The sequence below is a fragment of the Peribacillus sedimenti genome, assembly GCF_046237635.1.
GTDB classification, from domain to species: domain Bacteria; phylum Bacillota; class Bacilli; order Bacillales; family DSM-1321; genus Peribacillus; species Peribacillus sedimenti.
In genome coordinates this window covers 3,519,273-3,542,940 of the sequence record NZ_CP143547.1, presented here as the reverse complement: position 1 = coordinate 3,542,940, position 23,668 = coordinate 3,519,273, and the positions used below count along the sequence as shown (strand labels likewise).

General features: G+C 42.8%; 20 protein-coding genes and 1 riboswitch. Of the genes, 13 read left to right on the top strand and 7 right to left on the bottom strand.

Annotated elements, in window-relative coordinates; translation table 11 throughout:
• Positions 1-9: 9 nt before the first annotated feature.
• Together V1500_RS17370 and V1500_RS17365 are read left to right on the top strand one after the other, a co-directional pair.
• Positions 10-1,098 (top strand): undecaprenyldiphospho-muramoylpentapeptide beta-N-acetylglucosaminyltransferase, encoded by a 1,089-nt coding sequence (locus V1500_RS17370; RefSeq protein WP_409301166.1) that lies wholly within the window; start codon positions 10-12, stop codon positions 1,096-1,098.
• Between the two features lie 102 nt (positions 1,099-1,200).
• Positions 1,201-1,353 (top strand): DUF2639 domain-containing protein, encoded by a 153-nt coding sequence (locus V1500_RS17365; protein WP_409301164.1) that lies wholly within the window; start codon positions 1,201-1,203, stop codon positions 1,351-1,353.
• A gap of 283 nt (positions 1,354-1,636) precedes the next feature.
• Here V1500_RS17365 and V1500_RS17360 read toward each other — a convergent pair whose 3' ends face one another.
• The 3 genes from V1500_RS17360 to V1500_RS17350 form a co-directional block, all read right to left on the bottom strand.
• Positions 1,637-2,194, bottom strand: coding sequence for a GNAT family N-acetyltransferase (locus tag V1500_RS17360; RefSeq protein WP_409301163.1), 558 nt, complete (start codon positions 2,192-2,194; stop codon positions 1,637-1,639).
• 254 nt (positions 2,195-2,448) lie between these two features.
• Complete coding sequence (locus V1500_RS17355; RefSeq protein WP_409301161.1) at positions 2,449-3,582, bottom strand: amidohydrolase; 1,134 nt, start codon at positions 3,580-3,582, stop codon at positions 2,449-2,451.
• Positions 3,583-3,617: 35 nt separating this feature from the next.
• The gene (locus V1500_RS17350) at positions 3,618-4,397 is read right to left on the bottom strand and encodes an undecaprenyl-diphosphate phosphatase (RefSeq protein WP_409306025.1); all 780 of its coding nucleotides are present in this window, start codon (positions 4,395-4,397) and stop codon (positions 3,618-3,620) included.
• 207 nt (positions 4,398-4,604) lie between these two features.
• On the opposite strand from V1500_RS17350, the gene V1500_RS17345 reads away from it, so the two are divergent.
• The 4 genes from V1500_RS17345 (at position 4,605) to V1500_RS17330 (ending at position 8,498) form a co-directional block, all read left to right on the top strand.
• Entirely contained in the window at positions 4,605-4,925 is a 321-nt protein-coding gene (locus V1500_RS17345; RefSeq protein WP_409306024.1) for a DUF4870 domain-containing protein, read from the top strand.
• A gap of 418 nt (positions 4,926-5,343) precedes the next feature.
• A complete protein-coding gene (locus V1500_RS17340) occupies positions 5,344-6,144 on the top strand; it encodes a hypothetical protein (RefSeq protein WP_409301159.1) in 801 nt (266 codons plus the stop codon).
• A 260-nt stretch (positions 6,145-6,404) separates the two neighbouring features.
• Positions 6,405-6,968: a beta-class carbonic anhydrase gene (locus V1500_RS17335; protein ID WP_409301157.1), complete on the top strand. Its 564-nt coding sequence runs from the start codon at positions 6,405-6,407 to the stop codon at positions 6,966-6,968.
• Positions 6,969-7,196: 228 nt separating this feature from the next.
• Entirely contained in the window at positions 7,197-8,498 is a 1,302-nt protein-coding gene (locus V1500_RS17330) for an NCS2 family permease (protein ID WP_409301155.1), read from the top strand.
• A 132-nt stretch (positions 8,499-8,630) separates the two neighbouring features.
• Here V1500_RS17330 and V1500_RS17325 read toward each other — a convergent pair whose 3' ends face one another.
• Positions 8,631-8,930: a hypothetical protein gene (locus V1500_RS17325; RefSeq protein WP_409301154.1), complete on the bottom strand. Its 300-nt coding sequence runs from the start codon at positions 8,928-8,930 to the stop codon at positions 8,631-8,633.
• Positions 8,931-9,069: 139 nt separating this feature from the next.
• Between V1500_RS17325 and dapF the strand changes: the two genes are divergently transcribed.
• The gene (dapF, locus tag V1500_RS17320; protein WP_409301152.1) at positions 9,070-10,062 is read left to right on the top strand and encodes a diaminopimelate epimerase; all 993 of its coding nucleotides are present in this window, start codon (positions 9,070-9,072) and stop codon (positions 10,060-10,062) included.
• Positions 10,063-10,177: 115 nt separating this feature from the next.
• Here the strand turns inward: dapF and ligD are convergent, their stop codons facing one another.
• On the bottom strand, positions 10,178-12,025 hold the full coding sequence (gene ligD / locus V1500_RS17315) for a DNA ligase D (protein ID WP_409301151.1): 1,848 nt from the start codon (positions 12,023-12,025) through the stop codon (positions 10,178-10,180).
• A gap of 121 nt (positions 12,026-12,146) precedes the next feature.
• Between ligD and V1500_RS17310 the strand changes: the two genes are divergently transcribed.
• The gene (locus V1500_RS17310; RefSeq protein WP_409301149.1) at positions 12,147-13,010 is read left to right on the top strand and encodes a Ku protein; all 864 of its coding nucleotides are present in this window, start codon (positions 12,147-12,149) and stop codon (positions 13,008-13,010) included.
• 248 nt (positions 13,011-13,258) lie between these two features.
• Positions 13,259-14,920 (top strand): glycerol-3-phosphate dehydrogenase/oxidase, encoded by a 1,662-nt coding sequence (locus tag V1500_RS17305; RefSeq protein ID WP_409301147.1) that lies wholly within the window; start codon positions 13,259-13,261, stop codon positions 14,918-14,920.
• 204 nt (positions 14,921-15,124) lie between these two features.
• Here the strand turns inward: V1500_RS17305 and mscL are convergent, their stop codons facing one another.
• Positions 15,125-15,583, bottom strand: coding sequence for a large conductance mechanosensitive channel protein MscL (gene mscL / locus V1500_RS17300; RefSeq protein ID WP_409301146.1), 459 nt, complete (start codon positions 15,581-15,583; stop codon positions 15,125-15,127).
• 342 nt (positions 15,584-15,925) lie between these two features.
• On the opposite strand from mscL, the gene V1500_RS17295 reads away from it, so the two are divergent.
• Together V1500_RS17295 and V1500_RS17290 are read left to right on the top strand one after the other, a co-directional pair.
• On the top strand, positions 15,926-16,015 hold the full coding sequence (locus V1500_RS17295; protein ID WP_409301145.1) for a putative holin-like toxin: 90 nt from the start codon (positions 15,926-15,928) through the stop codon (positions 16,013-16,015).
• Positions 16,016-16,375: 360 nt separating this feature from the next.
• Positions 16,376-17,032, top strand: a complete 657-nt coding sequence (locus V1500_RS17290) for an MOSC domain-containing protein (protein WP_409301143.1) — start codon at positions 16,376-16,378, stop codon at positions 17,030-17,032.
• A 38-nt stretch (positions 17,033-17,070) separates the two neighbouring features.
• Here the strand turns inward: V1500_RS17290 and V1500_RS17285 are convergent, their stop codons facing one another.
• Positions 17,071-17,682, bottom strand: a complete 612-nt coding sequence (locus V1500_RS17285) for a class I SAM-dependent methyltransferase (protein WP_409301141.1) — start codon at positions 17,680-17,682, stop codon at positions 17,071-17,073.
• Between the two features lie 167 nt (positions 17,683-17,849).
• A riboswitch (SAM riboswitch) is annotated at positions 17,850-17,948 on the top strand.
• A gap of 79 nt (positions 17,949-18,027) precedes the next feature.
• Here V1500_RS17285 and V1500_RS17280 point away from each other — a divergent pair.
• Positions 18,028-19,887, top strand: a complete 1,860-nt coding sequence (locus tag V1500_RS17280) for a bifunctional homocysteine S-methyltransferase/methylenetetrahydrofolate reductase (protein WP_409306023.1) — start codon at positions 18,028-18,030, stop codon at positions 19,885-19,887.
• Complete coding sequence (metH, locus tag V1500_RS17275; protein WP_409301139.1) at positions 19,880-23,329, top strand: methionine synthase; 3,450 nt, start codon at positions 19,880-19,882, stop codon at positions 23,327-23,329. Before V1500_RS17280 ends, metH begins: the two co-directional genes overlap by 8 nt.
• The last annotated feature ends 339 nt before the right edge of the window (positions 23,330-23,668 follow it).

Below are 23,668 nucleotides of genomic sequence, written 5' to 3'. Positions count from 1 at the left end.
GTAAAATCTATGAAACGGAAGGTCATTTTCACAGGAGGCGGCTCTGCGGGGCATGTTTCCGTTAACTCCGCGGTTATTCCTGAATTCACGGAACATTCATGGCATGTCGTTTATATTGGTTCACGTAACGGAATTGAAAAATCCATTATACAAAAGGAATTCCCAGATATACCGTACAAACAGGTGTCGGTTGGAAAATTGCGAAGGTATATGTCATTGGAAAACATCAAGGATCCATTTAAAGTAATAAAAGGCATTTTTGAAGCTCGAAAGATCCTGAAGCAGGAAAAACCAGAATTCGTTTTTTCGAAAGGGGGCTTTGTGTCAGTTCCGGTCGTGATTGCTGCGAAATCGCTTCGTATCCCCATCATCATCCATGAATCTGATTATACGCCTGGATTGGCCAATAAGATTGCAATGCCTTTTTCATCGAAGGTGCTTACCACATTTAAAGAGACTGCAGCAGGTATGGCAGCCGGCAAAGCGATGTATATTGGTGCAGTCCTTCGGGCGGGGATATTTGAAGGGAAGAGGGAGAACGGGACAAGAATGTGCGGCTTTAACAGCCGTAAGCCGGTAATGCTGGTGATGGGCGGCAGTTTAGGGGCTGTAGCCATTAATAATGTGGTTACGGATAACCTGCAAAAGCTTTTAAAGGAGTACAATATCATTCATATATGCGGAAAGGGGAATGTTCGCAGCGAATTAACCCAAAATGGTTATTTCCCAGTCGAGTATGTTCATGAGGAGCTGTTTGATTTACTCGCAGCAGCGGATATTGTCGTCTCGAGGGCCGGGTCCAATTCCATCTTTGAGTTTTTGGCATTGCAAAAGCCGATGCTGTTAATACCGCTCAGTGCCAAGGCCTCAAGAGGCGATCAACTACTTAATGCGGAAAGCTTTAGAAAACAGGGTTTTTGCCGAGTGATTATAGAAGAAGAATTAAATTTTACCGACTTTTCAAAAGAGGCAGCCACGCTCCTGAACCATTCTGAGGATTATAAGAAAGCAATGGCTGCAAATCGGCCTTTTAGAAAGCCGGCCGAGATGTATGAACTGCTCATGAACATAATGGCAGAACATAAAGATAAAGGCTGACCATGCATATACTGTAGTATTTAATGCAGATTAATCTGCCAAATAGTCATTTCCTCTCAGTCCTGGGCATATGGTGTATTGGACCGATAAGGAGGGGGAAAAATGGCTTATCAATATTCTAAAGGCTGGTTTATTCAAAAATTAAAGCACGAGGGCATTTCTAAGCATCCAATAGAGAGGAGGAAACTGGAGCTTTATAAAACCTTTGTTGTCCGAAATCTCTATGAACAGTACATTGAAAAGCAAAATCAATGAATAATAATCGGGGCAGCCGGTAAGCGGCTGCCTGTTTTGTATATTGGCTCTGTTCCGATCATTATCTAACACTCAAAGATTTTAAATTGTAACAAGAAGTTGCAACCAAACATCAGTAAAACAAAGATCATAAAAGGATAATGCTGCCGTTGTTTGAAGAGTCCACTGTAACCATTCATACAGGAAAACAAAATGTTAAATTAGCAGAATATGACATGCGCTTTAAAAATAAATGTACGAGGACAATAAAAGGGCTGTACTTTAGTTAAGTACAGCCCTCATACTAAGCTTCCATAAGCTCCTGGGTGTCGTCCTCGTTGTCTTTCCTCATGATATATAAGGTGAAAAGATCCTTAGGAATCTCGTATAGGTCGAAAATTTCTCCCTCGCTATTCATCTCAGCATAGATCTGCTGTCTGCTTTCATTGGACTTTATGGCATATGGCAGCTTTTCGGCAGCCCGAATAGAGCGATGATTCACTTTTCGGATTCGCAAAAAAACAGTTTCTATTCCAAGCTCAAAGAACAATTCTTTGAAGAAGGCTTCCTTAGCAATGATGTTATATCCTTTTCCGTGATAGGGCTTGCCAAGCCAGGTGCCGAGGAATCCAGCGTTATTATCAATATCAAATAATGATATGGTTCCAATCGGACTGCCCCATTCATCGGTAATGGTCCTTGATATTAGATTACCTGCTTCCTCTGCTTCCATCGTTTGCTTTGTGATAAATACATACTCTTCATACGAGTGTACTTTATGGCGCACGAAAGGGAAGACATCTGGATGCTGCATTAAATCGAAAAGAGGATGACAATCTGAAAAATCTCTCTTTTTTAACATTTCCGTCCCTCCGTTTGAGGGCAGTCTACATGCGTCTGCCGCCCCACCCTCGAAATTTTTTAAGTAATGCATCAAAAAATTTCGGGGTGGGAATCGAACCCACTAGAACCGGAAACCGGTGGCGCACCATTTGCCTTCCCTATTTTTATTTTTTAGCAATATAGGTGATAGAAAAAAATACTCTATAAATCGTATCATACAAGATTGAGTAAAAAAAGAAAATAGGTTTTTTTATCCTTTTTTTCGTCAAAATTCTACGCAGAACGGTAAACAATCCTGCCATTAATCATCGTCAGCCATGGCTTGGCTCGATAGTCAAAGGGATGATGGGTCCAGAGAACTAAATCCGCGTCTTTGCCGGGCTCTATACTGCCCATCTGCTTCTCTAAACCGAGATTCCGTGCAGGAAGAATTGTAATGCCTTCCAATGCCTTTTCGACAGGAAGCCCCTCACGGACAGCAAGGGATGCACATACATTTAAATACTGGATGGGTGTATAGGGATGGTCTGTCGTGATGGAGACTTCCACGTTTCTTTCGGTCAATTCACTATAGGTCTTCCAGGTTTTGTTTTTTAATTCTACCTTCGATTTTCTTGTGAGAGTGGGGCCCACACATACCTTAAGCTTTCTTTTCTCCAGTTCATCCACAATGAGATGCCCTTCGGTGCAATGTTCGATCCGTAAATCCAGGTCGAACTCCTCGGCAAGACGAATGGCTGAGAAAATATCATCAGCACGATGTGCATGCACCCTTACAGGGATCTCACGGTTTAATGCTTTCTTGATTGGTTGGAGCCGAAACGAGCTGGTATTACTGTTGCGCGCAGAAGTGAACGCTTCACGAAGCATTCCCATGATGCCCATTCGGGTAATCGAATCATTAGTTGAGGAACTGTGAATCCTTTTCGGATTTTCGCCGAGTGCGACTTTTAGTGCGGAACATTCCTTTACTAACATTTCAGATACATTTCGTCCATGGGTTTTGATGACCGAAGCAGTGCCTCCGATCACATTGGCACTTCCCGGAAGCACCTGGACGGTTGTGATGCCGCTCTGTACCGCATCGGTAAAGGCTGCATCAAAAGGGTAGACTCCATCAATCGCCCTGATATGAGGTGTCATCGGCTCGATTGTTTCATTGGCGTCGTTTCCGGCCCAGCCGGTCCCTTCATCATATAGGCCTAAATGTGTGTGCACATCGATGAACCCGGGAAAAAGGAAACTTCCATTGCAATCAATCTCCTGCACATGACAATCCCTATATTTTTTTCTTAGGTCAAAACCTGTATCCGTTATCTTGCCTGACTGTACTAGGACATCCGCACCTTGTACCGGATGGGCAGTTATTGGGTAAACAAAAGCATTTCTAAGAAGCATACCGTTCATTTAAGTCCCCCCCGTTGTCCGCAAAGATGTATGTATCAAAAGGTCCCTGAGAATTGCAGCAACAATATTAACCCCCCCAGGACCCATACATATACCGAAAAAATCTTGAGAGATCTCCTTTTTAAAAAGTCTATCATCCAAACCACAGCAATATAACCAGAAATTGCAGCGGTAAGTGTGCCAACAAGAAGGGAGGTGAAGGGCAGAGAACCGGCACTCCCCGACAATACAGGTTTTAACTGGAATACGATTCCGCCGAATATGGCAGGCATGGACAGCAGGAATGAGAAATAGGCCGCCGTCGCCCGGTTCAATTTGCAAAGCAGGCCCGCTCCGATCGTTAGTCCCGACCGCGACAGGGCGGGCATGATGGCAGCTGCCTGAAATGTGCCTATGATTAATGCATCCTTGATGGAGATGTCTTCCATATTTTTTTCGCCGTTTTTGCTGGTGTCTGCATACCAGAGGATCATGCCGGTAAGGAGGAATTCCCAACCAATCGTAACGCCGGTTTTTGAAATTTGATCAAACCAATCATCGAAAAGAACACCGGCAATCACAGCCGGAATTGTCCCGACAATAAGGAGCAATGCCTGTTTGGAAAAGGGATTCTTGATCAAAGACAAAATGTCCTTCTTATAAACCATGAACAAAGCAAGCAATGTACCGATATGGAGCATTGTATCGAGAAAAATTCCTGCTTCGTCCAAATGAAAAAGATGCCTCCCCAAATACAAGTGACCTGTACTCGATATCGGCAAAAACTCTGTCAACCCCTGAATCAGTCCCAGAATGAAGGCTTGCAGCTCATTCAGCAATCTTACACTCCTCTCGTTTGTAATAAAGGACAACCTACTAACTCATATGTATGCAGCCTGCTTAGTAAAATGTTAAAAAAGGGTTCTCAAATTGAAACCATTGTATTCCAAAAGACGTATATAAACCAGAAGCGAAAAAACAGGCAAAGCGACAAGGGTTAAATCGCGTTTAAGTTTAAGTAAGGAAAAACAGGGGGAATGATGATGCCGACCAATGAGGAAAGGATTCTTGCTGCGTTAATATACGGCATAAGTTTTTTTACGGCCTTCATAGGGCCAATTGTAATATGGCTGTTAAAAAAGGATGATTCGAAATTCGTTGACAGCCATGGGCGGGAATACTTGAATTTCCTTATTTCATACACCGTCTATGGAATAATTACGGCAGTTCTTTGTGTGGTTTTAATAGGATTTTTGATTGTACCGGTTCTCGCGCTTGCAATGTTCATTTTTACAATCATTGCCGCCATAAGGGCTTATGAGGGAAAGACATATAGAATACCATTTGTTTTTAGAATTTTGTAGTATGATAGATGCCCCCGGAGCTGGGGGCATTTTTATTTTGCACAGTCATCAATTTATAAGCTGGAGAAGCCGTTATAGAGGACATAAACAAGAAACTGGCTTAAGGGATAAGTTAATTCCGTCTTTCAAAGAGTTACTAGAATGAATGATAGTTTCAGTAAACACATATTTGCAAATTTATGAGTGGCAGGATGAAACAATCGGTGACACTTCCTCGAAGCCAGTCCTTTTTTAGAAATGTGCTAAAAGCTGCACCTCTTAGGTTTACTAAGGTTTTTTGACCCTATTCATTTTATCCAAAACATAGATTTCTGTGATTTTACAAGTTGCCTGTTCATATAATGAGAGTGAAAGCAGACGTAGCAGGATAACGGGAAAAGAACCTTTTAATAAAACCGAATATGTAAAGGGGCAGGATATGGATATCAATCAATACTACCAAAAAACAGCCGCAGCTTTCTTTCAAGTATCCTGGATAGCTTTGATGCTGGCAGTACTATTTTTTGTGTTGCATGCTGCGGATCTTTTACCAGGCAATATCATTGCAATAACGGCGCCTTTTATCCTCTTAAGTATCATAAATATGATAGGTTCAAGAATTTATTCAAATAGATCGGTTGAGGTGATAGTCAAGGAGGACAATACCGGGATTCAGCTATTTGAGCAAAAAGATATACTACTGGCATTTATGCCTGCCCCTACGCTTCGCCTTCTGTTATTTAACCCGGATGGAACCTTTCTAGGGGAGATACGGGATAAAAATATGAAGTGGTTCAAGTGGATGATTCCAAACAGCCTGTCTTTTTTTCTGCGAAAACACTATCTGTTGCTGAATGCGTCGGGAGAAAAGTTAGGCGAATATTATATGAAGAGGGGATTACAAGCAGTTATCCATATAAAAAATGGTGATGGAGAAACGGTGGGTCACTATGAGGAAATTCTGAAGGATTCATTGATGAAGATTAAAGGAATGGTATTTGATCGGAGAGGGGAGCCATGGATTCCTGTTCAAATAAAGCGGCTAAGTGAATTTTCCCTCGCAACAGCCACGCAGAAGCAGCTGGCAGTCTATCAAAAAGGATGGATGCCCCAGGATTGGCAGCAAAGATTTAAAGATCCTAATACACCCATCTTAACCTTCCATGAAAACGCAGATTCCAAAGAGAAGCTGGCAGTTTTTGCCGTATGTGCCGCTCTATTCAACCATCGTTCCAATTGATGCTCGACATGGGTATAGCATTTTTCTAGGCAGGCTTGCGATTTACATTCATTCATGAAGAATCATATCCATATTTCAATGTGCCTTAGCTTGTTTGACATCTGTGTATTTGGAATGATGAAATTTCCTGCATTTTTCTTTCGCAAATAGGAAAAAATAATCAACGCTGCCCATGTAAAAGCTTTTTCAAAGCATTTACTTTGATTATTCGATATAATTCATAAATAACAAGTACATAGAAAAAGTGAGTGATGATGGAAATGGCTATACTGAATGAAATTCTTAAGTTCAACGAAAAGTTTGTACAAGAAAAAGAATATGTGCAATACGAAACAGATAAATTCCCGGATAAAAGGATGGTCGTAGTCAGTTGTATGGATACCCGTCTAGTTGAGCTCCTGCCCAAATCCATGAATATCAGGAATGGGGATATCAAATTTATCAAAACAGCAGGTGCTGTCGTTTCACACCCGTTTGGAAGCGCATTGCGAAGCATACTTGTGGCGGTGTATGAGCTTCAGGCTGATGAGGTCTTTGTGATTGGACATTATGATTGCGGCATGTCATCGATTAACGCTGATGCCATGATCGATAAAATGGTTAACAGGGGCATCAATCAGGAAACCGTGAATACAATTGAGAATTCCGGCATTGATTTGAAAAGATGGCTTACCGGGTTTGACGATGTCACGGACAGTGTGAAAGAAAGTGTTAAAATTATTAAAAACCATCCGCTGCTGCCTAAGGAAATTGCTGTCCACGGACTGGTTATTTCACCTGACACAGGCAAACTGGATCTAGTGGTAGATGGATATCAAAAGTGATCATGACTGCAGCAGCTGCTGCAGTTTTTTTATGGCCTGGAATAACCCGAACAGCTGCTCATAAAAGGTCCCTGGTGAAGAATGGAACAGGAACAATTCACACATACTATAAAAAACTCTCTGTGACGTTATGCTTGATTCACATTAAAAATCTGCTACAATCACATAGTGTGGTTTGCAGTTAAGGCAAACGGGCGGGAGAGGGACATAATTTAGTAAGGATACATTATGAAAAATTCATTATTTGAAGCACATTTTAAGCTTCGGTCTGCAGGAACAAATATCAGGCGTGAATTTCTTGCTGGAGTCGTCAGTTATTTTACAATTGTCTATATCATTGTCGTAAATTCGGTGATTCTGTCCGAAGCAGGCATACCGCTGGACGCGGCTATCATTGCGACGATCGCATTGTCCGCTGTCAGCTGTATCATGATAGGGATATGGTCTAACACACCCATTATCCTAGTCCCTGGCATGGGAATCAATGCCCTGTTTGCTTACACGATGGTAGGGAGCATGGGGCTTTCCTGGCAATCAGCTTTAGGTGCTGTTTTTATCACTGGAGTGATTTTCGTCCTGGTTGCATTCAGCAGGTTTTCAAATGTGCTGAGTGAATCGATACCTAATTCTCTTAAGGAAGCCATCACGGTAGGTTTGGGATTGTTTCTTATTTTTCTTGGATTGGAAAAAGGCGGATTGGTCCGGAGCGGCGCTTCCACTTTGCTGGCTCTAGGCAATTTGGGTGACCCTGAAGTGATTGTTTCAGTTCTGACACTGTTAATTGGCCTGGTCTTGTTTATTAAAAATGTTCCGGGCAGCTTTCTGATCACCATAATTGCAGGCTGTATCCTAGCGTTGTTATTTGGGACCTTGAATCTATCCGGTTTTTCATTTGAAGGTGTCAGCGCTGGTTCTTATAAGGATGTTTTCTTTTCAATGTCCTTCTTGGAAATGGACAAGTTTGAATTTTGGGTTGCTGTTTTTTCTATGTCCATGGTGATCATCTTTGAAAATATCGGCCTTGTCCATGGCCATGTGAATAGCATAGATGCTCCTGAAAGATATCAAAAGGCTTATCGAGCTACTGGAGTGTCTGTCCTGCTCTCTGGGTTACTTGGATCCAGTCCTACAGTTGCCACTGTTGAGACGGCAGCCGGGGTAGCATCAGGCGGCCGAACAGGACTGACAGCTATATTCACTGGTATCCTTTTCATTCTTTCTGTTTTTTTCATTCCAGTCATCAAGGTGATACCTGACAGTGCGATTGCCCCCATTTTGATTATTATTGGCATGCTGATGCTCGAAAATATTAAGCATTTAAAATTCAATGAGCTATCAGAAAGCATACCGGCCATTTTGATCATTTCATTGATTCCTTTCACATACAGCATAGCAGATGGCATGGCTGTTGGGTTTATTGCTTATCCGTTCCTTAAGATCTTCACAGGGAAGTCAAGAGATGTTTCATGGCCGCTTTATGTTATTGCGGCATTGTTTCTTGGGTACTTTGTATTTCAGGTAATCGGCTAACCAGCTGGAGGCGGCCTGTCAAATGGCCGTCTCTTTTACCGTTTGGGCTGTCAAAAGGCGTCTGTATTATAATTACTGCACTGGTAAAGGTCCCTTCTTTATCAAATATTCGGTATAATAATGTAAGATGGACTACAAAAATGGCTTCTGTGGTTTAATATATCTCCTTATTTCCGTCAAGAGCATTTTTTTCATTGTGTTGGGGCCTGTTATATTTTTTAAATCTTCAGGAATCGGATAAATTCCAAACTCATTAAGTCTGACCCGGATGATACCGTTCCAGTATGTAATGGTTTTGTCAGTGCTCATCACTGACACTTTTACAGCAGCGATTTTAGAATCGCCATCCTCCCCTTTCACTTGGGAGACACCTTCAATGAAAAATTGAAACAAGTAAGTATATTTCTTAAAGGTGGATCGTTTTTTCATCATGGCACTTCCTTTTTTGTGGTGCTATTATGGGAGTATTGTATTTAGTTGCCTGTTCCATATAAAAAATTGAGGAGTATAATAGCATTACATACCCTTTAACCAAAATTGTAAATACATAGTTGAATGAGGAAGTGAAGAAATGAATCTGGAAATATTGAAATGCCATGGTTCAGGAAATGATTTCTTGATCATCGACGAACTTACGAAGGACATTTCCTTCTCTGACCAGCAGCGTGCGGATTTAGCCCAATCTTTATGCAACAGAAATGGAGCTTTAGGTGCGGACGGAATATTGTTCGTTTTAAAAAGTGACAGCTGTGACGCAAGGATGAGGGTCTTTAATGCAGATGGTTCAGAGGCATCCATGTGTGGCAATGGCCTTCGTTGTGTGGCTAGATATGTTTACGAGGTTACAGGAAAAGAACAAATGAAGATAGAGACAATGAAGGTGGACCTTTCAGTGGAACACGTTGAAGATATATATATAGGCATTCCTACATTCAAAGTGGAAATTTCTCCAGTATCATTCGATGTAGCCGACCTGCCTTTAAATATTGCGGCGAAAACCCTGGTCAATGAAAAGCTTCCGGAGTTGTCAGGAAGCCTCGCGTTTACAGCCGTGGCCGTCCCGAATCCGCATTTGATCGCCATTGTGGAAACGGAAAATATTCATTCAGATATTCAGGAGAGGATATCACGTAAGGTGAATAGCCCAAATGATTTATTTCCGGATGGAGTAAACGTAAGCTTTGTTAAAGCTTTGGGGCAGGATGAAATATATGTGCGTACTTTTGAGCGGGGGGTTGGCTTTACCAATGCCTGCGGAACGGCAATGTCGGCTTCAAGCCTTGTAACATGCATATATGGCATGAATAAAGAAGAGAAAGCAATCGATGTGTATAATAACGGCGGAAAAGTAAGATGTATCGTTCACAGATTACACAGCGATGGAGATCGATATTTCATTGACTTGATCGGCAATGCGACCTATGTATATAAGGCTTCCGTAGAGGTCGATCCAGAAGAGCCTGATCATTATACATTATTAACATCAGAACCTTTTGATAGGGAAAACCAACTGTACGAAGAGTTCCAAGTACAAGTAAAATCCTATCTGGAACGCCATTTATAATCATGAGCCTGAGGCTGGCCTTCTGACTAGGGCCAGCCTTTTCTTTCCCGGTGAAAATGACTGTAATGAACTAACAGTCCCCTTTATTGAGATGGAAAAAGTTTCAATTATCTTTTTATTTTCCTTTTTTTTTCAGGAAATCAATTACCTCCTGGAATGGCTGGCTGTTTCTTGATGCTTCATACTGCTGGAAAGGACAGCCCAAACGAAGCAACCGCCGAGGAGTCGTAATGACATTGAAATCTCTTATATCCAGGTTTTGGTCCAATTCATCCCAATAAAGAGGAGCAGCTATCCCAGCGAAGCTGTTGCCGCGTGCCGCATATGGAGCAATAATTGTTTTTCCCTCACTATGCTGAACAAAATCAAGATAGAGGCGGCCTCCACGATTTTTCTTCATTCTTTCGATTGTAAAATCCTCGCTGTTATTATTCAAAATGTAATTAGCAAGAAAATCGGTAAATATTCGTGTTTCATGATAGCTGTACATATCATAAGGCAGAGGGATATGGATCTGTAGGCCGCGATTTCCGGAGGTTTTGAGAAAAGCGGTCATTTGAATGGAGTCCAGTATCTTTTTTATCTCAATCGCGGCCTTGACAGCTAGATAGAACTTATCTGTAGAAGGAGGATCTAAATCCAGCACAATTTCATCGGGTTTAGTTATCCCTGCTTTTTGAAAAGGGATATGAAATTCCAATGCCAGCTGGTTTCCAAGCCATATTAACGTTTCCATATCATTGCAGAGTATATAGTTAATATCATCTTCGAGGAATGTCTGAACGAAGGACGGTGCATAATCCGGACATTGCTTCTGATAGAATCGGTCATTCTCAAACGTTCCATGGGGATAGCGGATTGTGGTCAGGGTATGGTCTTTTAAATAGAGCAAGAATCTTGATGAAACCTGTCTTAAGTACTGAAGATATTCAATTTTGGTAATCCTACTCCCATCCAGCTCCCAGATTGGCTTGTCAGGAGAGGTGATTTTAATTTTTTCCGGAAAGGTAAACTGGCTTTCCAGGAAACGCATATAGGTGCATTCATCCACCCTTGTATTCATTAGGAGTTCTTTAAACTGTGGCTCCCTTAATTCTTTTTCTTCGTAAACATGAAGAAAGTTGACTGCGATGCAGATGGAGGGATGAATATATAGATACTGGGCATCCTCAGATACGGCGTTTTGTTTTATAATCTCGGTCAATGCATTCCGGATGTGGGCATTAATGCCATTTTTAACCTGACCTATTGAAACCACACTTCCATTTTCGAAAACGCCAAGTGAAAGGTATCCATTTTCTTTATTCAATGCCGTAATAAAGCAGTGGACGGTATGCCAATTCTTGATCTTTTGCCATTGAGGAGTTCTGCTTCCTTGTTCCCATATACTATTAACCGATTTTGCAACGATCCCTTCTCCATCAAAAAGAACGATATCATGGGCCATTTTGGAGTAATCACTGCTTGCAGGTACGCACTGTAGCCTTGCTGAATTTACTGGAGAAGGCTCCAAAGGTATAGATAATGAACGGAACAGCTTCTGTAAGGCTTCCCTCCTGTCTTTATATGGTTTTTTTGTGTAATCGGCACCCTTACATAACAACAAATCAAATGCCATAAAGCAAGCTGGCGATAAGACAGCCTGTTCTGAAATGGTCTTTCCGGTTCTAAGCCTTCCCCGCCATTGTACATGCTGAAAATTTGATTTGTAGGGATTTTCGAGCCATACTAATTCCCCGTCTAATCCAAGGGGTAAATACGGTTTCAAATCTTCTTTTATGGATTCTAAATAATCCTTAATTTCAGGAAAAATAGTGATAAGCTCACTTCCATTGCGGCTCGCCATTTCAATATTGTTTTCATTTATTGTAAGAATCGCACGAAATCCATCATATTTAGGTTCATAAACCCATTGGCTGCCTTGTGGAGCAGAATCATTATATATAGGGAGCATTGGCTTCATCTGATTTTCACCTTTTTGTTTTTCATATATTGTTCGCATTCCAATGAGAAAAAAATTACATTTCCATAATTTTTTCGTGTTATTTTTCGCTCTGGTGCCACAATAAAAATGAGGTGATTGTATGCATACAATTTGGAAAGGAAGCATCAGCTTCGGCCTTGTAAATATACCCATCAAGCTGCATGCTGCTACGGAAAATAAGGATATATCTTTAAGAAGTCTCCATAAGGAGTGCCATTCTCCAATAAGATATGAAAAGGTGTGCCCCGTATGTGAAAAAACGGTCGAGAAAGAAGAAATTGTCCGGGCATATGAATATACCAAGGGAAAGTTTGTCGTGCTCGATGAAGAAGACCTGGAAAACTTAAGAAAAGATAATCAAGATAAGGCAGTGGAAATTATTGATTTTGTCAAAATCGAGGAAATCGATCCCATCTATTTTGACCGAAGCTATTATATGTCTCCTAATGAAGGAGGAGTAAAGGCATATTCATTATTGAGAAAAGCCCTCGACGAATCAAATAAGGTGGGGCTTGCAAAGATTATCATTCGAGCAAAAGAACAAATGGCAGTCATTCGTGTCGTCGAAAACACGCTGCTGATGGAAACGATACATTATCCGGATGAAGTTCGTCCGGCTGCGGATGTGCCAAATGTGCCGGCGGAAGAAAACGTAACAGCCAGAGAGGTAGAAACAGCCATGCTGCTGATTGAACAGCTGACAACCACATTTGAGCCAGGCAAATACCGTGACGATTATCGATCGGCTCTTATGGAACTAATAGAAGCGAAAAAGACTGGGGAAGATGTTGTATCAGCTAAAGAAAGAGAGCCTGCCGCGACAAATGTAACAGACTTGATGGCCGCTTTGCAGGCGTCTATAGACAAGACCAAACCTGATGGAAAGGCCGCAGAGGCGGGGGAAAAGAAAGCGGTAAGGAAGGCCACCAGGCGAAAGCCTGCTGTCAGAAAAAAGGAAGCCTGATGGGGCCCAGCCTGTCAGGTTTCCGTTCAATATTTTATTGTGAAATATTTAAGCATTTCGTTTGAAAAAATCATAGTAAGTAGTATAATTAAATTAAGTTAATAAATGGTTGGAGATTTGGAGAGACCACAAGGACACGTTGCTGTTGGCATATGTGTGCTTGTGGTCTTTTTGCGCATTCAGAATGCCGTTTATAGAAATGGGTATAGAAATATATGTAAATCTACCTATTAAGGAGGAAATGATTTATGAAATTTTCATATTTATCGCGTCCGGACTTGCGTAGCAAATTAGAGAATGATTCATTTGATTTATTAATAATTGGGGGAGGCATTACGGGGACAGGGATTGCCCTTGACGCTGCAACCAGGGGAATGAAGACAGCGTTGGTGGAAATGCAGGATTTTGCGGCAGGAACTTCAAGCCGCTCCACCAAGCTGGTGCATGGCGGCCTGCGCTATTTGAAGCAGTTTGAGGTTGCCATGGTAGCAGAAGTCGGCCGTGAAAGGACGATTGTTTACGAAAACGGTCCCCATGTTACGACACCAGTACGGATGCTGCTGCCATTTCATGAAGGAGGAACATTCGGGAAATTATCAACGTCTTTAGGGTTGCGTGTATATGATCTGCTCGCTGGAGTCAAAAGAAACGAATGGCGGGGAATGCTCTCCGTAGAGGAAACCATCGAGAGGGAGCCGCTCATAAAAAGAGAGGGATTAAAAGGCGGTGGCCACTATGTTGAGTATCGTACGGATGATGCTCGCCTTACCATTGAAGTTGCAAAAAAAGCTTTTGAAATGGGCGCTAATCTGATGAATTATGCAAAGGTAGTTGAATTTGTATATGAGGGCGGCAAGATTGCAGGAGCAGTAGTGGAAGACCGTTTAACGAACGAAAGGTTCACAATAAAAGCGAAGAAAATCATCAATGCATCCGGACCATGGGTAGATACTTTAAGAGAGAAGGATCATTCTAAGAAGGGAAAGCAACTCCAGCTTACAAAAGGAGTCCATGTTGTGATCGACCAATCAAGATTCCCGCTCAAGCAAGCTGTCTATTTTGATACGCCGGATGGCCGGATGATTTTTGCGATTCCCAGAGGAGAAAAGGTATATGTAGGGACTACAGATACATTCTATGGCGATGACCCTCTTTCCCCGAAGATAACAGACGCGGACCGGACCTACATTCTTGAAGCGGCTAATTATATGTTCCCGGCAGTTAACCTAACCGAAGAGGATATTGAGTCTAGCTGGGCAGGTGTACGGCCGCTCATTCTGGAAGAGGGAAAGGACCCTTCGGAAATTTCCAGAAAGGACGAAATATGGGTATCAGAATCAGGCCTCATCACCATTGCGGGAGGAAAGTTGACGGGATACAGGAAAATGGCTGAAACGGTTTTGGACAAAGTGGCCGGGCAATTTGAGGATGAGTATTCCATTAAATTTGATAGCTGCCAAACAAAACACCTCCCTATTTCCGGTGGCGAAATAGGCGGTTCAGACAATCTGGAGGCGTTCGTAAGAGCCCAGAAAGATATTGGAACAAAGCTTGGCTTAGAACCAGCTGTCGCCGAGAGCCTGGCCCATATGTACGGTGCAAATGTTTCAAAAATCTTCGAAATAATCAAAGACCGCAAGGACCAAGTTTCGGAATCAAAGCTGCCTATACATGTCTTTTCCATGCTCGTATATTCCATAGAACAAGAAAATGCCGCAACCCCGGTGGACTTTTTGCTCAGAAGAACAGGGGCAATCCTGTTTGATATAAAGAATGCCGAACAATGGAAAGATGGGGTTGTGAACTACATGAATAAGGCATTCGAGTGGGAAGAAAGCCAGAAGGAAAGATTTTTGCGTGAACTTGATACCGAATTTTATAATGCCAAAAACCCTGTCGGAACTGTATGAACTAGAAATATGAAAAATAAAGGCCTTGCTCCATTCGGAGAAAGGCCTTTATTTTTCCTGATTCAAACCGCCACGCACATATTTTGCTTTCTGTTTCTGCGCTATGTACAGCAAGATAATCGTAAGGGCTTGGAAAGTATATTAAAGCTCGATTACATACCTTTGCCCCTATTGCTCACTTTCAACATCCTGTAAATAGATCTGTTACTGTGGATTACCGGATGGTAATGTGTCAGACAGATAGCTGGTACAATTTGGACAGCGGCGCGCTTCTGCAGGAATGTCAGAGAGGCAGTCACCGCATTTTTTTGTGGTCGGTGCTGTCGGCTGCTCCTTTCGATAAAAGCGGTTGACTTGCTTTACCAAGATAAAAATGGCAAAGGACACGATCAGGAAATTAATTGCATTATTAATAAATGAACCATAGTTTATTGTCGCGGCACCGGCTTTTTTTGCTTCTGCAAGGGTATCGAACTCTTTTCCGGACAGATTGAGATACAGTTCGCTGAAGTCTACCTTTCCCACCAGAAGGCCAATGGGAGGCATTAAAATATCATTGACCAATGAATCGACGATTTTACTGAATGCTGCGCCGATGACTACCCCGACTGCAAGGTCCAGCACATTTCCCCGCTTAATGAATTTTTTAAATTCCGAAAGCATGGCACTTACCTACCTTAATTTTCAAATTCAAATCCCGTTGTTTGAGGATTGGCACCAATCATCTTAATTCGGGAGCTTTGCTTACGTTAGATATTGTATCATATCGTTTATGCTGCATAAACGGAAGGTCGATCCAATACTCCTTTATAGATGGTTATGTTGCCCCAATTCACATTTCATGCTGCAGTTCCAGAAACCGGAATGAAATATTTGAGACAAAAGTAGGGCAAAAGTAATTTTTTCCACAAAAATAGAACGTACGTTCTTTATATGTGTCGTTTTGTGATATAATGGGGATGCGGTAGCCCGCTTCGGTCGGTCGGCTGCCGTCTTCAGGGGGTGATGCCTATGACGATTTTTGAGAGCCTGATGGCTATGTTTTCGTTTGCAACTTTAGTCATTGCCATTTTGTCGTTCCAAAATAAAAAATAGACCTCCAATGCCTGTTAGTGCGAAGAGGTCTATTACAGCATTGCAGGCCGGCCCCTTAGCTGGGAACGACTATCGCAAGCCCGCAATTGCTGCCACAGTTGCGGGCTTAATACATTCTATTTGTTTGCTAGCATTAGCATACCATAAGATGATTTATATGTCATCATTGCCTGAGCTTGCAGTTTTGATGGGAATTCGTTATTTCCAAAATGCTGATAAAGTTTATTGTTTTCGATTCTTTTCATTTTTAGTATAATTGCCAAAAACAGGATGTGTGTAAACAGGTACGATATAAAGGAACGAAATCTGGTCGATCCCTGCGGCCTGAACTCAGACAATTTCATTATAGGAGGCAGACGTATGAACGCAATCGGCCGAATTGTATCCTTAAATATAGGAGCTGCCAAGGAAGAACGGTTTTTAGGCATAGAATATCAGAGTGCGATTGATAAATCTCCAAAAGAAGAAATCATGGTTATGGAGGATAGCATAATGGGTGATTCTGTGGCAGACACCAAGCATCATGGAGGCTCTGATCGGGCAGTATGTTTTTATCCTTATGAACATTATGAAAAATGGAAAGCTGAATGGGGCCGGAAACTGCGTTTGCCGGCGTTTGGCGAAAATGTGACTGTAAGCGGGATGACTGAGGAAAACGTATACATCGGGGACATTTATCAGATTGGCGATTGTCTCCTTCAAATCACACAGGGAAGGGTTCCCTGTGCGAAAATATCCTATTTCAATTATGAACCATACTTTCTTAAAAAGGTGATGGAAACTGGCCTGACTGGGTACTTTGCAAGGGTAATAAAACCCGGCAGAATAGGAATCGGGGATGACATAATTTTGACGGAACGTATCCAGGCAGAAGTCAGTGTGTTATATGGAAATCAAATATATTTGCATGGGAAAGGCGGTCTTGCCGGCATCGAAAAGATCCTATCTATAAAAGAGCTTGCGGCTGAATGGCAAAAGAAGCTCTTGAATAAAAGGGAATCGTATTTCACGAGTTAACAGGGCGAAATCTTATCGAATTTATGACCTGAAGTATTCTAGTGCTTCTTTGTGCAGACTCCTGTGACACAAACCGTAATCTCTGTTTTGATTTTTTTGAATGCCACTGCTATTTCGCGAAATCCAGCGTAAAAAAGATCCTGTTCAATTTGAAGGGCGTGTGAAAAGATTTTTTTATTCGAGGCATCCTTTTCAGATGGGTGCACGGCTATTGCGATCTTCCCCTTTTCTTTCATTAAGTGATGAAGTCGGACAAGACTCTTTCTTTTTTGATGCCAAAAAAGGTAGTTATCTATAGACATCACTTTATCATAGTGGTTCAGGGCAACCTCTAAAGAAAAAATATCCCCTTTATATATCCTGAAATTATAGTCGGGTATTGTTTGTTGGTTCTGTCTGTCATCAATCTTCCCATCTGTATGAGCAGGTTCAATACCATGTATTTGTATGCTGCTATTTTCTTTTAGCAACTGGCTGGCGGCAAAGCTCCCAATGTATCCAATTTCCAAGATCTTGTCGCCTGGTTTGACTTCGAGCTGATCGATTGTCCATCTATTAACCTTTTTATTTGTGTGCAACAACTTTTTCCCTGTTAATCTGCCCAGGACACCATCTGGTTTCCAGAATTGTTTTGCAAAGATTTCTAGCATAAGGATTCCCTCCTGGCGGTGCAGAATGTCTATAGTTATGATTCACCATGTGATACCTGCCAAAACCTTTTTAGTCCATTTAATAATTTTAAAAACTTATTGAAAAAAATCTATGATTCATGTAAATTATAAAATAAAATATAAGAATTATCTGAAAATTTTATATGCTCTTATCGAGAGAGGTGGAGGGACTGGCCCTGTGAAGCCTCAGCAACCGGCAGAAGCCAAGGTGCTAAATCCAGCAAGCTATGCTTGATAGATGAGAAGAATGGAATAATTAAGCCTTCTTTCTCAGAAGGCTTTTTATTTTTTTTACCTGGAAACAGAAAACTGAACAGTAAGGAGATGGGCATAATGGATTTTCGGCAGGAAGTGAAGAAGAGGATACTGGTTGCCGATGGAGCCATGGGAACTTTGCTTTATTCAAACGGTATCGACCACTGCTACGAGGAATTGAATTGCAGGGAACCTGGGAAGATTCTGACTATCCATTCAGCCTATAAAGAATCAGGAGCTGATATCCTTCAGTCAAATACATATGGTGCAAATTATTATAAATTAAAGCGTTATGGTCTTGAAGATGAAGTGAGCAATATTAATAGAAAAGGTATTGCAATTGCGAAAAAGGCATCCAATGGGTCCACTTTTGTATTTGGGACAATCGGAGCATTGAGAAGCATCCGTAAATCAGATTTAAGTTTGGAAGAGATTAAGAGAAGCTTTCGCGAGCAGTTATACAGTCAGCTTATGGAAGGACCGGACGGTATTCTGCTTGAAACTTATTATGACCTGGAAGAACTGGAGACAGTCCTGCAAATTGCCCGCAAAGAGACGCACTTACCCCTGATTGCGAATGTTTCCTTGCATGAGATTGGATATTTGCAAAGCGGGATTCATTTACAGGAGGCGTTTACGAGACTGGAGCAGCTGGGGGCAGATGTTGTCGGCATCAATTGCCGGTTAGGTCCCCATCATATGATCAGGTCCCTTGAGGAGGTCGCACTGCCGAAACATGCTGTGATAGCTGCATATCCCAATGCAAGTCTGCCTGATTATGTAGATGGAAGGCTGGTATACTCTGCACTGCCCGATTATTTCGGAACAAGTGCCTTAAACCTTCGTAAACAGGGGGCCCATATTATTGGCGGCTGCTGCGGGACGACACCGATGCATATCAAGGCAGTAAAGGAGGCTGTGTCGCAACTTGCACCTGTTAAGGAAAAAAAGATCAAAGGCAGGAAGATTGAAGTCATGGAAGGGAGCCGGCTGGAAAAGCTGCCGAAGCCATTGTACGAAAAAGCGAAGAGCAATAGGACGATTTTAGTGGAATTGGATCCCCCTAAAAAGCTGGGCATTGGGACATTTATGGCTGGTGCCAAGGTCCTTCATGAATCAGGGGCCGATTCAATCACGCTTGCGGATAATTCGCTGGCCTCTCCACGCATCAGCAATGTGGCGCTGGGAACGCTGCTGAAGAACCAGGTGGGAACCAATCCTTTGATCCATATTACCTGTCGTGACCGCAATTTGATTGGACTGCAGTCCCACCTGATGGGCCTGCAAACGCTCGGTTTACATGAAATTCTAATAGTTACAGGAGACCCCTCCAAGATAGGAGACTTTCCAGGGGCTACCTCCGTCTATGATCTATCCTCGTTTGATTTAATAAGCCTTGTTAAACAATTTAATGCAGGTCTCTCATATTCCGGGCAGAGTCTGGGGCAGAGGACTAATTTTAACATAGCCGCAGCGTTTAATCCGAATGTACGTTATTTGCATAAAGCTGTTCAGAGGATGGAAAAGAAAATTAGCTGCGGCGCGGATTCTTTTTTGACGCAGCCGATATATTCGGTTGAACAGATTACGGAAGTATATGAAGCGACGAAACATCTGCATACTCCTGTTTTTATAGGCATCATGCCGCTGACGAGTACAAGGAATGCAGAGTTCATCCATAATGAGGTGCCTGGAATCAAGCTACCCGAAGACATTCGGAGGGCGATGGCACTTGCTGGGAGTGATCCCGTAAAGGCGGCGCGTGAGGGAGTCGCCATAGCGAAAAATCTGGTGGACGCAGTATTGGACACATTCAAGGGCATCTATTTGATCACTCCTTTCTTACGGTATGAAATGACTGCCGAGCTAATCGGTTATATCCGAAAAAAGGACAGTGAACTCAAGTTGGAGGTAACAGCATATGAGTAGCAAAATAATTCATGAACAATTGCGAAAGAGGATATTGATCCTTGACGGGGCAATGGGAACGATGATCCAGTCAGCAGCTCTTTCAGCTGCCGATTTTGGAGGCGAGGAATACGAAGGCTGCAATGAATACTTATCAATCACCTCGCCTGAAACCATACAGGCAATACACGAGCAGTATCTGGAGGCAGGCGCAGATATTATTGAAACCAATAGCTTCGGAGCTACCAGCATGGTACTTGCCGAGTATAATCTCAGCACTGTTGCGTACGAGCTTAATAAAGCATCGGCACAGCTTGCAAAACGTGCCTGCGAAAAATTTTCGACCTCTGACTGGCCGAGGTTCGTTGCAGGCTCAATGGGCCCGACCACGAAAACATTATCGGTTACAGGAGGCACTACATTCGAGGCATTGGCAGCAAGTTATGAAGAACAGGCGAACGGCCTGATTGACGGAGGATGTGATATCCTCCTTATTGAAACATCCCAGGATATGCTGAACGTTAAAGCGGCCTTTATCGGAATAAAAAATGCTTTCATAAAAAAAGCAAAGGAATTGCCGCTGATTATTTCGGGGACCATCGAGCCGATGGGTACTACATTAGCTGGGCAGTCCATAGAAGCGTTTTATCTTTCCTGCGAGCATATGAATCCCTTGGCAGTTGGTTTGAATTGTGCGACAGGGCCAGAGTTTATGACAGAACATATCAGAAGTCTTGCTGCTCTTAGTTCTGCCGCCATTAGCTGTTATCCTAACGCAGGGCTGCCCGATGAAGAAGGGCAATATCATGAATCCCCGTTTTCGCTCGCCGCAAAAATACATCAATTTGCTGAAAAGGGCTGGGTCAACATCGTTGGTGGCTGCTGCGGCACGACACCAGATCATATCAGAGAATTGGCGCAGGTCCTGCAGCAGGTTAAGCCCCGCGTGCTTCCTGAAACTATTCATGAACATGCGGTATCAGGCATTGAGCCATTGCTTTATGATGAATCCATGCGTCCCCTTTTTGTGGGGGAGCGCACGAATGTGATCGGCTCCAGGAAATTTAAGCAGCTGATACGTGACAAGAAATATGAAGAGGCTTCAGAAATTGCCCGCGCACAAGTAAAAAAAGGGGCACATGTGATCGACATTTGCCTGGCAGACCCTGATGGGGATGAACTGGAGGATATGAGACAATTTGTCCAGGAGGTAGTAAAAAAAGTTAAAGTGCCTTTGGTAATTGATACTACTGATGAAATCGTCCTTGAGGAGGCACTCAAGCGTTCACAGGGAAAAGCTATCATTAATTCCATCAATCTGGAGGAGGGGGAGGAGCGTTTTGAGAAAATTGTCCCGCTCATCCATCAATATGGAGCTGCGGTAGTCGTCGGTACGATAGACGAGACTGGCATGGCAGTTAATGCCGAGACGAAGTTGAAAGTTGCAGAAAGGTCCGTGGACCTGCTTGTAAATAAATATAAAGTCAATGAGAATGATATCATATTTGACCCGCTTGTGTTCCCGGTGGGCACCGGGGATGAACAATACATCGGTTCGGCTCTTGAAACCGTGAAAGGAATCGGGAGAATTAAGGAAAAGTTTCCTTCTTGTCTGACCATCCTTGGTATTTCCAATGTTTCCTTCGGCCTTCCGCCAAGGGGGCGGGAAATATTGAATGCAGTGTTTCTCTATCACTGTACAAAGGGAGGCCTTGATTATGCAATAGTAAACACGGAAAAACTGGAGAGATTTGCGTCGATTCCCGAGGACGAGGTAAGGCTTGCTGAAGCGCTGCTCTTTGATACTTCGAACGAGACATTGCAAATTTTCACCGATTATTACCGGGATAAAAAGGTGGAAAAGAGTGACAATATTGCCAAGCTTCCTCTCGAAGAGCGGCTCCCGGGATATATCATTGAAGGTACCAAAGAAGGATTAATAGCAGACTTGGAGGAAGCACTTCGCCGAGGGGATGCACCGCTGGATATTATTAATGGACCTCTAATGAATGGCATGAGTGAAGTCGGGAGATTGTTTAATGATAATCAGCTGATTGTAGCCGAGGTGCTCCAAAGTGCAGAAGCCATGAAGGCTGCAGTGTCGTATCTCGAACCCTTGATGGCGAATACAACGGAAAGTGTAAAAAAGGGAAAGGTGCTATTGGCAACAGTAAAGGGCGATGTACATGATATTGGAAAAAATCTGGTTGATATCATATTATCCAATAATGGTTATGAGGTAGTGGACCTTGGAATAAAAGTCGCTTCTGCACAAATCATTGAAGCCGTCAGGAAGCATAACCCCACTGTAATCGGTTTATCGGGGCTGCTGGTTAAGTCAGCACAGCAGATGGTGCTGACCGCCCAGGATTTGAAACAAGCGGGAATCGACATCCCGATATTGGTTGGAGGGGCGGCGTTATCCAGGAAGTTCACTGATTTCAAGATTGCTCCTGAATATGGTGGCCCTGTGCTATATTCCAAGGATGCAATGGATGGCCTTTCGGCTGCAAACATTCTCCATGACAAGGCAAAGCGGGATAGCCATTTGATGGAACTTAGTGAAAAACGAAAACTGGCTGGTGCAAATGCTGCAGTTGCCGCAACGATAGAGAGGCCGTTGCCGAAATCAAAAGTTCGGAAGGAGCTTGCTGACCATCCAGTCCAGCTGCCTGCTGACTTTGAAAAACATGTGCTCCGGAATTATCCGCTGGCAGCAGTTACTCCTTATGTGAACAAACAAATGCTTATCGGACACCATTTAGGCTTAAAAGGAAAGGTGGACGAATTGATAAAGAGCGGTGATGAAAGAGCAATTGGCCTGAATGAACTGATACTAGAATTGGAAAACGATTTGAAACATAATGCCGAGTATTCCTTAAATGCCATCTATCAGTTTTTCCCGGCTCAGGGAGAAGGAAACAAGGTGATTATATATAATCCAAAAGATCATTCTGAGGTTCTTGAGGTATTTGAGTTTCCTCGTCAGCCGGAGGAGCCCCGGCTTTGCCTTGCGGATTACTTGAAATCTGTTTCTTCGGGGGAAATGGATTTTGTGGGATTCTTTGTGGTTACAGCGGGAAAAGGTATACGTCAACGCGCTGATGAATGGAAGGCAAAAGGAGATTTTTTGAAGAGCCATGCCATACAAGCGCTTGCGCTGGAAACGGCCGAAGGATTTGCTGAACGACTCCACCATATGATAAGGGATTCATGGGGTATCGGTGACAGCGTTGATATGTCCATGAAAGAACGGTTTGCGGCTAAATATATCGGGCAAAGATATTCTTTCGGCTATCCTGCTTGCCCCAACTTAGAAGACCAAGCCAAATTATTTAAACTATTAAAGCCCGAAGTGATTGGCATTTCGTTAACGGAAGCCTATATGATGGAACCGGAAGCCTCCGTATCAGCCATCGTATTTGCCCACCCCGAGGCAAGATATTTCAACGTGAACACATAACCAAAAGAGCGGCGGTTTCCCGCGACTCGATTTTTTAGGGCATGTACCGGGTGCCTCCTTCCGTCAAAATAGCGATCCGTTTTGGCCTTCTTCATTAAAACAGAGCCCTTTTACGGATCAAAACAGTTTAGGCAAGACAGCGCCGAATCAATTTGCCTTCCTGGTCCCCCAGGAGGGTTTGTTTATGTATAAAATCTAAGTAACACCTCCGGCTTTAGGAAGCAATTAGCCAAAACAACGGGGGTTTCCGCTGGCGGTGAGAGTTTTGCCTTCCTATACAATTCAATTTGTTTTCGTGGAATTTTTGACTATAATAAATTTGAGATAAAAGGAGGCAAT